This window comes from Escherichia sp. MOD1-EC6098 (genome assembly GCF_002965865.1).
Taxonomy (GTDB): domain Bacteria; phylum Pseudomonadota; class Gammaproteobacteria; order Enterobacterales; family Enterobacteriaceae; genus Escherichia; species Escherichia marmotae.
This window is the reverse complement of the sequence record NZ_PTSN01000030.1, coordinates 25,837-36,202: the sequence shown is the minus strand read 5'-3', so window position 1 is coordinate 36,202 and position 10,366 is coordinate 25,837. Positions and strand designations below refer to the sequence as shown.

The window sequence follows — 10,366 nt, the reverse complement described above, 5'->3', positions numbered from 1 at the left end:
ACCCTTTATGAAGTAGCAGACCCTCGTATAGTTAGAATAATAAATAAAGAGCTCGATCCTGCAGTGGGCTTTTCAGATTTAAGCGAAGAAGATTGAACAATATCACGTAATTTGTGATTTATGCACTATTAATATATGTCTATGTTAACAGTGCTGTATAGGGCAGATACAGAATTTTTCTAACTTGTTTAGGATTCTGTGTAAATGCCTTTTCTCAGAAGTGACCGTCTAGGCGGTCACCGAACTCGATAATAAAGCGGCTCATAGCCATTCGCCAGTCCTTCAACGGCACGGGACGCAGACTGGATTGCCTGCCACACCACTTTTTTCACCGAGTCGTCTATCGGGAACACTTTACGCTTTTTGATCGCATGGCGGATCACGCTGTTTAGCGACTCGATGGCATTCGTCGTATAGATCACTTTGCGGATGTCCGTTGGATAAGCGAAAAACGTGGCAAGATTCGGCCAGTTAGCCTGCCAGCTTCGGCTTATCTAAGGATAGCGACTGTCCCAGGCCGCAGCGAACGCTTCCAGTGCCTGCTGGCCTGCCTCTTCCGTGGGAGCCTGATAAATCGCTTTCAGGTCGCGAGTGACGGCTTTGTAGTCCTTCCATGACACGAAGCGCAGGCTGTTGCGCACCATATGCACGATGCATAACTGGATGCGGGCCTTCGGATATACTATGTTGATGGCATCCGGGAAGCCTTTCAGGCCATCCACACAGGCGATGAGGATATCGTTCAGACCGCGGTTTTTCAGTTCAGTCAGCACATTGAGCCAGAACTTCGCCCCTTCATTTTCGGCCAGCCACATACCTAGCAGTTCTTTCTGACCTTCGATATTGATGCCCAGTGCCAGGAACACCGATTTGTTGATGACGCGACTGTCCTGCCGAACTTTAAGGACGATACAGTCAAGATAAACGAGAAGTCAATAAATTGTTTCCTGCGTATATTCACGCTCACGCCCCCAAATGGATGCATTGTCTGTATATTATCCAAAGATAATATACCCTCCTAGCTCATTCCCAGCCTCAATATGCGTATCACAATACAAGCACTGGAATGGATTTTTCAATATTCACTTTGTCATTTTTTGTAAGGAAGCAATATGATTTCTGTTTAATAGAAATTACAGAAATTATATTTTTGTACAAAAAACAGGTTGCGTAATAGTGTAGCGACACAGCCCCTTGTATACTTCATAAAAGAATAATCTATCGTTAAAACTGGTTTAATTTAAAGATTTTATGTGTTGACACCTTTCATTATTTCACTTATCAAATTAACAACTGCAACAAAAAGGAATTTTACCTACTGGAGATTAATATGATTTACAAAAATATTGCCGTGGCGGTTGCCGGACAGGACGATGACACCATTTTAATCAACAAAGCCCGTGCACTGGCTGAACAGAATGATGCATACCTGACAATCATTCACATTGACGACATTAATGAGAAAATGGGACACGGCATTTACATGCCCTCGTGTAAAGATGTCATTTATGGAATAAGAACACATAACAGAGAACACATACAAAAACTTGCCAGCGACATCTGCAACAAGAAACTTAAAATTCGCATTGTTCCGGGTGAAATGCCTTTATCACTGGTTAAGGTTGTTAATGAAGAACAATGCGACCTTCTGATATGTGGACACCATCAGTCTTTTATACATAAACTGCTGCCCTCCTGCCGTGAACTGATAAACTCTCTGTCAGTTAATATTCTTGTTATTCCGCTTCCCTGATAAAATATAAATCAGTTATCCGGCGATAACGAGTTTTAATATAATGCCCGGTCTCAGGAGACAATTTGATACAACGCTCCGGTTCCGGGCTGCAGGTATCGTGTTGTACGGACATCTTTTCTTACCTCCATAAACAAAGCTTCTGGATAAATGTGTAACCTGACATTATCGTCAGGTCGGAATGAACGTTGAACAGTTATAAAGTATGACTGTTATTAACCTCTGAACGGTGTGAATTTATCAATAAATATGCCTGATGAAGCGTTGTTTTTATTGCTTCCGTCACAGAAGGAGAACGACAGAGTGACAACGGACTGGGGTGAGGCATGGTCAGTAATGTTAGATGAGGGTATTCTCTCTCAAAAAACGAACGTGTTTGCGAGGCTGCCGAACCAGCCAGAACGACAACCGTTAAATTCTTCAGTAAAGGCATCAGTGATTTTAGTATTCCCACACCCTTTGTGATGTTATTGCGGGTCGGTGAGAGTTTTTTACCGGAGAGAGTAAGCCACGGCATCGTATTCCACAGAATAATATCTTTTCTTTTGATTCCGGTCTGTTTAAGAAAACGCTGAAGATTCTGTTGAGACGGGCAGGGATTATCAAGTGACACAAATCTGGGCGTCAGATCACTTCTTGCGGGTGATTGCAGTAATATTAACATTCTGGCCTTAACACCGCCATCAGCAGGGTCAATCCATGGCATGTCCACGCCTTTATCATGGTAACACTGCACCTGTCTGGTGAGAGAAGCAATATGGCAGGAATATAATGCGTTGCATTTTTGCTTCAGAATGTCCGGATTTTTTAGCGTGCAATTGTCGTCTTTTTTCACTCAGTCAGCCCTGTTGTCAGCTTCATGTTATGCTCATTTTGAGCCATATACGATTTTCATTCCGCACTGAAGTTATAATAAGACAGTTATATTTTTTCACCGACATGTTTACTACTGCTGATTCTTTTCGATTTACGCAGTACATCCTGTCACCGGTTATGTTTTCCGTGATTTATGTTTATCCATCGTTCATTGCTGTTTCGCCCTCCCTTTTCATCGCCCCACACACAGAAACGGCATTTATCGTTCCGGTGTACATCGAGTAACGACACTATCTTATGTGGGTGCTTAAAGCACCACTTATTCATTATAGCGATAACAACAATCAGTTTTTTCCGTTGTTACTGTTAACGCTTCAGCGTTAGCGTAAAAAAAGAAGCATTATTTTCTCAATATATCCTTCACTGACAGGTAATGGAGTATGTGATGGCGGTTAAAATCACGCCTGAAGAGTTCAGTTTGTTAATCCGGCGACTGAACATACAATGGCGCGTCCTGGCGCCTTCCGCCGAGTTTCGCGGCGGGCGTTTTGCTGATACGGATAATATTATTTATCAGCAAATCCGGGGATGGGATGACCTGGTCTGGCAGGAGAAATCCCACATGTCACCCAATACGGTTATTTCACCGATAACAGAAACACTCTTTTATTTTAATAAAGACACTATCCAGATTGCGGAGACGGATACCACGCCAGTACTGATATTTGCCCGCGCCTGTGACATCAATGCCATGTCGCGACTGGATTATATGTACTTATCTAATGGGAATAATTCTGATTACACTTATCAGCGACTGCGCGACCATATTCGTTTTGTTCTGATTGAGTGCCCGCAAAGTTTTGAAAACTGTTTCTGTGTCTCCATGGGGAGCAATAAAACCGATAATTACAGTGCAGCAATGCGATTCAGTGATGACGGCGCCAGTGTTTTTATCAAGGATGCTTTTTTTGAAAATGCCTTACAGGGAATGGGACAGAGCACAGAATATGAGCCTGTCTTCGTCAGCGAAAATCCGGCACAGGTTACCCTCCCTGAAAAAATCTGTCAGTCCCCCCAAAGAGTTCGCGACATTATTATCAATCATCCGCTCTGGGATGAGTACAACACCCGCTGTATTGGATGCGGACGCTGCACAACCGGGTGTCCGACCTGTACCTGCTACAGCGTTTTTGATGTGGCTTATGACGAAAATCCTCAGCGCGGTGAACGCCGTCGCCAGTGGGCCAGCTGTATGGTACCGGGTTTTAGCGATATGGCCGGCGGACACAGTTTTCGCCAGTCTGCGGGAGAACGTTTACGTTACCGTGCACTTCATAAAGTCAATGATTACAAAGCCCGCAATGGTATTGAGCATATGTGCGTGGGCTGCGGACGCTGCGATGACCGCTGCCCTCAGTACATTAAATTCTCACGTATTATCAATAAAATGACTGCCGCGGTCCGGCAGGCACTCTCCGGGGAGGCATAACCTGTGTCAAAGTGTTCCTGTCATGATAAAGAAAAGCACAGCCTTTTGCCTGCTGCATACCGCATTATTTCCATCACCCGTCATACACCACAGGAGTGGAATTTTCGTGTGGAAGTCGATTTTCCGGCCCGCTGGGGACAGTTTGTCGAAGTCTCCCTGCCATGCGTCGGGGAGGCGCCCATTTCTGTTTCTGACTGCGGAGAGGGCTGGATAGACCTGCTTATCCGCAATGTCGGCAAAGTGACCGGCGCGCTTTTTACCCTCCGTGAAGGCGACAGGGTATGGCTTCGTGGCTGTTATGGTAACGGCTATCCTGTTGATGCCTTCCGCCACAAATCTCTGGTGGTCATTGCCGGCGGCACTGGCGTTGCGCCAGTCAAAGGGTTAATGCGCTATTTCGTCGAAAACCCGCAGGAAATCAACCAGCTTGACATGATTTTCGGTTATAGAAACCGGGACTGTGTGCTGTACAAACAGGAAATGGCGAACTGGCACCGGCACCACAATCTCATTCTGACCCTGGATGAAGGCGAAGCAGATGAACGTTACCGTACCGGGAGGGTCACTGAGCATCTGGCAGCACTGACATTTGAAGATGTCAGCACCATGCAGGCAATCGTGGTTGGTCCTCCCGTGATGATTAAATTCACCGTACAGATGTTGCTGGAAAAAGGGCTGCAGCCGGAACAAATCTGGGTGGATTATGAACGCCGGATGGCCTGTGCAGTGGGGAAATGCGGTCACTGCCGCATGGGGGATGTCTACGTCTGCGTCGATGGCCCGGTTTTCAACTATGCCGTAGCCCGTCAGTTTGCAGACTGAGGAAAAAATGATGAGTGTGGATATTGATATCATTAAGGCCCGGGCAAACAACGAATATCGCCTGTCCAAAGTCCGCGGCGAAGCCATGATAAGCGTACGTATTCCCGGCGGCATTCTGCCCGCGCACCTGCTGACGGTGGCACGCGAGATTGCGGAAACCTGGGGTAACGGTCAGATCCATCTGACCACCCGCCAGAAACTGGCCATGCCCGGTATTCGTTACGAAGATATCGACAAAGTGAATGCCGCACTGGAACCTTTCATTCGCGAAATTGAAATGGAGCTGTGTGATGTTCAGGTTGATGATCCGAAAGCCGGATACCTGGCGATTGGCGGACGCAACATTGTCGCCTGCCAGGGTAACCGGATTTGCCAGAAAGCCAATACCGACACCACAGGTTTATCCCGGCGGCTGGAAAAGCTGATTTATCCCAGCGCCTATCACCTGAAAACCGTCATTGCCGGCTGTCCGAATGACTGTGCCAAAGCGTCCATGTCAGACTTTGGCATTATTGGTGTGGCCAGAATGCGTTTTACGGCAGAACGTTGCATCGGATGCGGCGCCTGTGTGAAAGCCTGTGCCCACCACGCTGTGGGGTGCCTGTCATTAAAGAACGGAAAAGTCACAAAGGAAGAGTCCCTCTGTATCGGATGCGGCGAATGTGTTCTGGCATGCCCCACCCTCGCCTGGCAGCGTCAGCCGCAGGAGTTCTGGCAGGTTCGCCTGGGAGGAAGAACCGGTAAAAAAACGCCACGGGCAGGGAAAATCTTCCTTAACAAGGTTACAGAGGATGTCATCAGACAGGTCATCACCAATCTGTTTGAATTTGAAAGAGAAATGCTGGGCGGTAAACCAGTTTACCTTCATATGGGGCACCTTATTGATAAAGGGGGCTATTTGCGCTTTAAAGAGCGGGTACTGCGCGGCGTACAGCTGAATCCCGAAGCCACGGTAGCGGAACGGATTTACTGGGCAGAAGATGAATCTGTCGCCCGTCTCCATCTTAAATCAGCCAGGTGACATGAAATCATTATGATCGGCATAGGAGCAGCACAAGGCTGCTCCCTTGCCACACCACCCGACATGCGGGTCCGCACAAGGCGGTTCGAGAAGTTGAGGTTATGCGAGTTGAGGGAAGCCTAAAGCATCAAAGCAATCGACTGTAAGAGCCTGTTTAGGATTCTGTGTAAATACCTTTTCTCAGAAGTGGCCGTCCAGGCGGCCACTGAACTCAATAATAAATACGGGGCTGATTTTTCTTTATCAGTTGTGGTGCAAAGATACCGTCACGATCGCGCAGAGTACGCAGTTCTAGGGGACCGCCGCCTGTGATAACGGTCTTTGTGAAATAATCGTTAAGGGAATTAGTTCCCGGTTTGGACTGATTTTCCACATACCCAAGATGATGTGTCATCTCTGTATTGAGAGCGGCTTCAACGCTGATCTTTTTCAGCAGCCGCTCAAACTGATTGAGGTCTTCAGGGGTTTTAAGGTTTTTGACCAGTTCATTAGCCAGAGCCTGTAACTGTTTTTCGTCCATAAATTAGCCTTCATTGCTTATTGAGCATATTAAAAACAGATAATTACACACGAAAATCTATGCACAGGCTCTACGTAAGTAAAAAACGATAACATTCACAAAGATTAATCGAATCATTGCAATTAATCGGCAATGCCAATACGATGGCATATGTGACACGTCGTTCAGATGCCTGGTCTTCGGTGTTACTTAATATTTTGGGGATTTAAATCCCTATCAACGAGCAAATATTAATATATATTATTTATAAGTGCCCACTTTTTCTTGAAAAAGAATGTTGATTTACTTTAGCTACATCCAGAGCAGATGTCACCCTGCGGATACTAACTGGATTTTCGTTTAATTCTTCAAGTATATTAATGTGTACACCCCCAAGATCATATTGAAATAACTTCCTCATTTTTACTCCATGTGGATATAATTCCTCTTCTTCGTATGGAAATTCTGAGTATTTAGACATATCACAATGACTCCTCCCAAAAATAACATTTAACTCCCCCCCACGCTCTCCTTTAAAATCGTTTGCGATATCTTTATTACGGGAAGTAGATAAATACCCCTTAACAGTACAAACTTCACCTTCTTTAAGGTCAGACAGGTTTGTTTTATGTGGAACGCCTCTGTATGTTCTTAACACAGAACCAAAATTGGGATTCTTGGAAAACACTTCATTCAGCCCCTTAATTATTTCTTGCATAGTTCCATTAAGCGGTAAACTATTTCTGAGGGCGTCGTTCAATTGTCTGTATTCACATCCAGTATACAGCTCAATAGCAGATTTAGCACTCTTGCTGAAAACATTGGCATATTCGTGCTCATTTGAACTATTACTGGAAACGGTTGTATATTCGCTCTCATTTGAACTATTACTGAAAACATTGGCATATTCGTGCTCATTTGAATGATTTTTTTTGTTGAGTCCGTGTTCATATATATGCGACTGACGGCTTTGCCCTATGTTTTTATTTGCATTATTGTTAAGTTCTTCATGATTATTGAAGTTCTTGTTAATGGTTCTGCTCTCGATATTACGACCATGCTTAATAGCATAATTATCAAGTGATTTTTGAACAAAAGAAGTATAGTAACATGTTCCCTTGATACTTGTCAGAAACCTGGCCATTTCATGGCACTTGGATTTATTAGTACTATTGATTGTATTAGCAATTCTCTTAACATCTCTTTTCAGATTCTTATCAGCATTCTTCACGTTTCCATTTGGATATTTCTTGGAAATCTCCTTCATTTCATCACCAGAAACATGCATCCCAAACGCTCTTCTCAAATGTACTGAGTTAATTATTGACATAAAAACACCTTTTGTTCATTTAAAGTAAAAATTTGATTAATAAAATATAAGCTTATGGTAGATACCTACTGCTGGTAGTATAACTGAAGTAGACAGGGGGACTTTCACCTGTAATATCTTAGAGCATCCTGTAAAGCAAGTGAGGTCCGGAGCGATTCAGCATTTGTCTTATTCCACTGTTCTCTAAGAAACTTGTTACACCGGCGCTTTTTGTGTGCTGATGTGAAAATGAAAATTACAAACCATGACAAGCCGCAGCCGTCAGGCTACCTGCTCGAATACTTCGCTGATATCCAGTTTCTCTGGTAATGTCGACCGCGATATCTACACCAGACAATAATTCCACCGCAATAACAACCACTCTTATTGTGCTTCTGTACATTCAAAATTGCCCATAATAAAAAGCCAGCGGGCAGACGCCCTGCACCAGCAACCAGCAACCAGCAACCAGCAACCAGCAACCTGCAACCTGCAACCTGCAACCTGCAACCTGCAACCTGCAACCTGCAACCTCCAGTTTCTGCGCAACCAAGTTTTCCACAACCTCCGGGGTACTCTTTTTCCTGCTCAAAACATTAACTCGCTGAAATAATACATATATCTGACGCCCTCAGCGAACCGTCCATGCCGGGCTGAAGTCCTCTTCCTGAAACAATTCTGCCAGCCCGCTAATTTGTTTCAGTCTCAGCACTTCATCTTGGTCCATACCCAGCTCTGTACCAATACGTTCATCCGTCCAGCCCAGCCGCGACAGGTCCCTGACAATATCAGACATTGAGGTTATCTGGTGTTTCCCCCTGGCCCGGTTATGTCGGATGGTCGCAGCAATACGTGAGGCCTGTCCCTTTCTTTCCGGATTAATACAGGTTACTGGCAACCAGCCCTTCAGACGGTTTCCCGTACCTGCTTCCCTGCCCAGTAATTGACGATGAAAACCATCCACGACCAGATAATGCTCCTTCTCTTCCGAGACAACCACAGGCTGCGTGAACCCATCCTGCTCCAGTGAATGTTTCAGCAGTTTTTTCTCACCCGGCGCCATGACATTAGGATTGTAATCATTGGCCACCACCTCATCCGCTTTCACCCACAGCACACAGTCCACAGGCTCCTGTGCAAAAGGACTGACCTCATGAAGCACCCTGCGCAGATGATTCAGAGCCTGTATGGTCTCTTCTTCTGGTCGTTCCTGGCTGAAGTACTGACGAATCATGTCACTCAGTACCTCCGCTGTCACAGAATCCCCCATTCCTTCCTCCTTTCTTTCATACGCTGCAGATAACGTTCATAGTGCCGGGGTTTATTAGGGCTGAAGGAGAGAGTACGGCACCAGAAATCATTCTTTATGAGAGTCTTACAGATACGTCGCCAGGACGGGATATCCCGGCTCCCCAGGTCATTCTCCTGTTCATCCGGGATGTCATCCGGGAAGCCCCGCGTCTGATACCAGCGCAGGTAGACAGCAATTTTATTACGGTAATGTTCTGCCGTTCTTTCCGGCATCACATCCAGCAGGAACATCGCATAGCTGCGCCAGGTATGATGAGCTGGTTTTGAAATACGCTTACGCAGGGCAAAATAGGCACCGCTTTCATTGGCATAAAGCGCCCCGCTGGCAGCGCCTGACACCCGCTCACACATCCTGGCCCAGGTTTCCGGCTCCAGAACATGGTAAAGCCACAGCCCCTTACGTTGTTCAGGACCAAAAGGTTCACAGACACGCATGTTGCGTAACGGCACGCTGGCACGGTACATCAGGTCATACAGAGGATTGTAGATGGCACAGGTTCTGGCGTTATATATCCAGATATCGCGGGCTTTCCAGTCATATAACGGATACATGGTGTAGTAAAACCCTTCAGGCGATGCAGTGGTCCATGGTTTATCATCGGCATATCTCAGTTTGCGCTGAGACACCAGTCCCATAAAGCGATTGAGCGATTCATCCGCACGGACACCAGTCAGCACTGCCACTCCACACCGGTTACCGGCAAACCAGGAAGAAAATGCCGGAACAAATTCTTCAAAAGTCATGGCATACCGGTAAAAGGGAAAATACGCCATATCCGTAATAGCCTCTTCAGGTGCCTGGCGAACCCACTCCACACCTGGCTCCCAGCATATCCACTCCGGCTGAAACTGAGAGACACCGTTTACCGTAGTCAGGGGGAGTGCCACCCAGTAAAAAGTCTCCGTCACATCCCGATACATCTCCCTCATCTTTAGAATGTGTGCAATTGTGCACTGGTACTGAGCCTCCCAGTCAATGAACAATACAGAAAAATGACGTTTTCTCCTGCGGGCTACCTCTGCCACAAGGTGGAAAAGCACGGTCGAATCCTTACCACCGGAAAAGGACAGGCATACCGACGGAAATGTTTCAAAAATCCACTCAATACGAGCAATTGCTGCGCGCAGAACATTTTCTCCGATAAGAATTTTTTCAGTTAAAAGCGTATCACTCATTTTTCTGATTTTATGCTATATACTTAACGTTAAGTTTCGTAAAGCCCCCCTGGTGTATCGACAGTCCACAATGAGTTATATGCGTATTTACTTTCCAGAACGATATGGACTATCCGCTAACGAGCTTCAGGAAAAGTGTATTTTGAACATACTAATTGCATCAATAAATT

8 protein-coding genes and 3 pseudogenes are annotated in these 10,366 nt (G+C 45.8%); 4 read left to right on the top strand and 7 right to left on the bottom strand.

Annotated elements, in window-relative coordinates:
* Positions 1–214 precede the first annotated feature (214 nt).
* Positions 215–929: pseudogene (locus tag C0K55_RS22950) on the bottom strand (IS256 family transposase); the annotation flags it as partial.
* A gap of 401 nt (positions 930–1,330) precedes the next feature.
* Here C0K55_RS22950 and C0K55_RS22945 point away from each other — a divergent pair.
* Entirely contained in the window at positions 1,331–1,753 is a 423-nt protein-coding gene (locus C0K55_RS22945) for a universal stress protein (protein WP_000639548.1), read from the top strand.
* A 196-nt stretch (positions 1,754–1,949) separates the two neighbouring features.
* On the opposite strand, the gene C0K55_RS22940 is transcribed toward C0K55_RS22945, so the two are convergent.
* Positions 1,950–2,588, bottom strand: a complete 639-nt coding sequence (locus C0K55_RS22940; protein ID WP_071988078.1) for a uracil-DNA glycosylase — start codon at positions 2,586–2,588, stop codon at positions 1,950–1,952.
* Between the two features lie 426 nt (positions 2,589–3,014).
* Between C0K55_RS22940 and asrA the strand changes: the two genes are divergently transcribed.
* The 3 genes from asrA to asrC are packed head-to-tail and all read left to right on the top strand — an operon-like array spanning position 3,015 to position 5,901.
* A complete protein-coding gene (asrA, locus tag C0K55_RS22930; RefSeq protein ID WP_000279208.1) occupies positions 3,015–4,058 on the top strand; it encodes an anaerobic sulfite reductase subunit AsrA in 1,044 nt (347 codons plus the stop codon).
* Positions 4,059–4,061: 3 nt separating this feature from the next.
* Positions 4,062–4,880 (top strand): anaerobic sulfite reductase subunit AsrB, encoded by an 819-nt coding sequence (gene asrB, locus C0K55_RS22925; protein WP_024257408.1) that lies wholly within the window; start codon positions 4,062–4,064, stop codon positions 4,878–4,880.
* 10 nt (positions 4,881–4,890) lie between these two features.
* The gene (asrC, locus tag C0K55_RS22920) at positions 4,891–5,901 is read left to right on the top strand and encodes a sulfite reductase subunit C (protein ID WP_000109846.1); all 1,011 of its coding nucleotides are present in this window, start codon (positions 4,891–4,893) and stop codon (positions 5,899–5,901) included.
* Positions 5,902–6,121: 220 nt separating this feature from the next.
* Here asrC and C0K55_RS22915 read toward each other — a convergent pair.
* The 5 genes and pseudogenes from C0K55_RS22915 to C0K55_RS22895 all read right to left on the bottom strand — a co-directional run.
* A pseudogene (locus tag C0K55_RS22915) lies at positions 6,122–6,421 on the bottom strand (transposase); the annotation flags it as partial.
* A gap of 244 nt (positions 6,422–6,665) precedes the next feature.
* Positions 6,666–7,730: an ADP-ribosyltransferase gene (locus C0K55_RS22910; RefSeq protein ID WP_105267084.1), complete on the bottom strand. Its 1,065-nt coding sequence runs from the start codon at positions 7,728–7,730 to the stop codon at positions 6,666–6,668.
* Positions 7,731–8,057: 327 nt separating this feature from the next.
* Positions 8,058–8,177, bottom strand: a pseudogene (locus C0K55_RS26405) (PerC family transcriptional regulator); the annotation flags it as partial.
* 163 nt (positions 8,178–8,340) lie between these two features.
* A complete protein-coding gene (locus C0K55_RS22900; RefSeq protein WP_096925785.1) occupies positions 8,341–8,979 on the bottom strand; it encodes an IbrB-like domain-containing protein in 639 nt (212 codons plus the stop codon).
* A complete protein-coding gene (locus C0K55_RS22895) occupies positions 8,964–10,196 on the bottom strand; it encodes a phosphoadenosine phosphosulfate reductase (protein WP_001285492.1) in 1,233 nt (410 codons plus the stop codon). Before C0K55_RS22895 ends, C0K55_RS22900 begins: the two co-directional genes overlap by 16 nt.
* Positions 10,197–10,366 lie beyond the last annotated feature (170 nt).

What these genes read in the sequence shown, in the direction of transcription:
- C0K55_RS22945 (WP_000639548.1), top strand. Translation starts at nt 1,331, where the DNA reads ATGATTTACAAAAATATTGCCGTGGCGGTTGCCGGACAGGACGATGAC.
- asrA (WP_000279208.1), top strand. Translation starts at nt 3,015, where the DNA reads ATGGCGGTTAAAATCACGCCTGAAGAGTTCAGTTTGTTAATCCGGCGA.
- asrC (WP_000109846.1), top strand. Translation starts at nt 4,891, where the DNA reads ATGAGTGTGGATATTGATATCATTAAGGCCCGGGCAAACAACGAATAT.
- C0K55_RS22910 (WP_105267084.1), bottom strand. Translation starts at nt 7,730, where the DNA reads ATGTCAATAATTAACTCAGTACATTTGAGAAGAGCGTTTGGGATGCAT.
- C0K55_RS22900 (WP_096925785.1), bottom strand. Translation starts at nt 8,979, where the DNA reads ATGGGGGATTCTGTGACAGCGGAGGTACTGAGTGACATGATTCGTCAG.
- C0K55_RS22895 (WP_001285492.1), bottom strand. Translation starts at nt 10,196, where the DNA reads ATGAGTGATACGCTTTTAACTGAAAAAATTCTTATCGGAGAAAATGTT.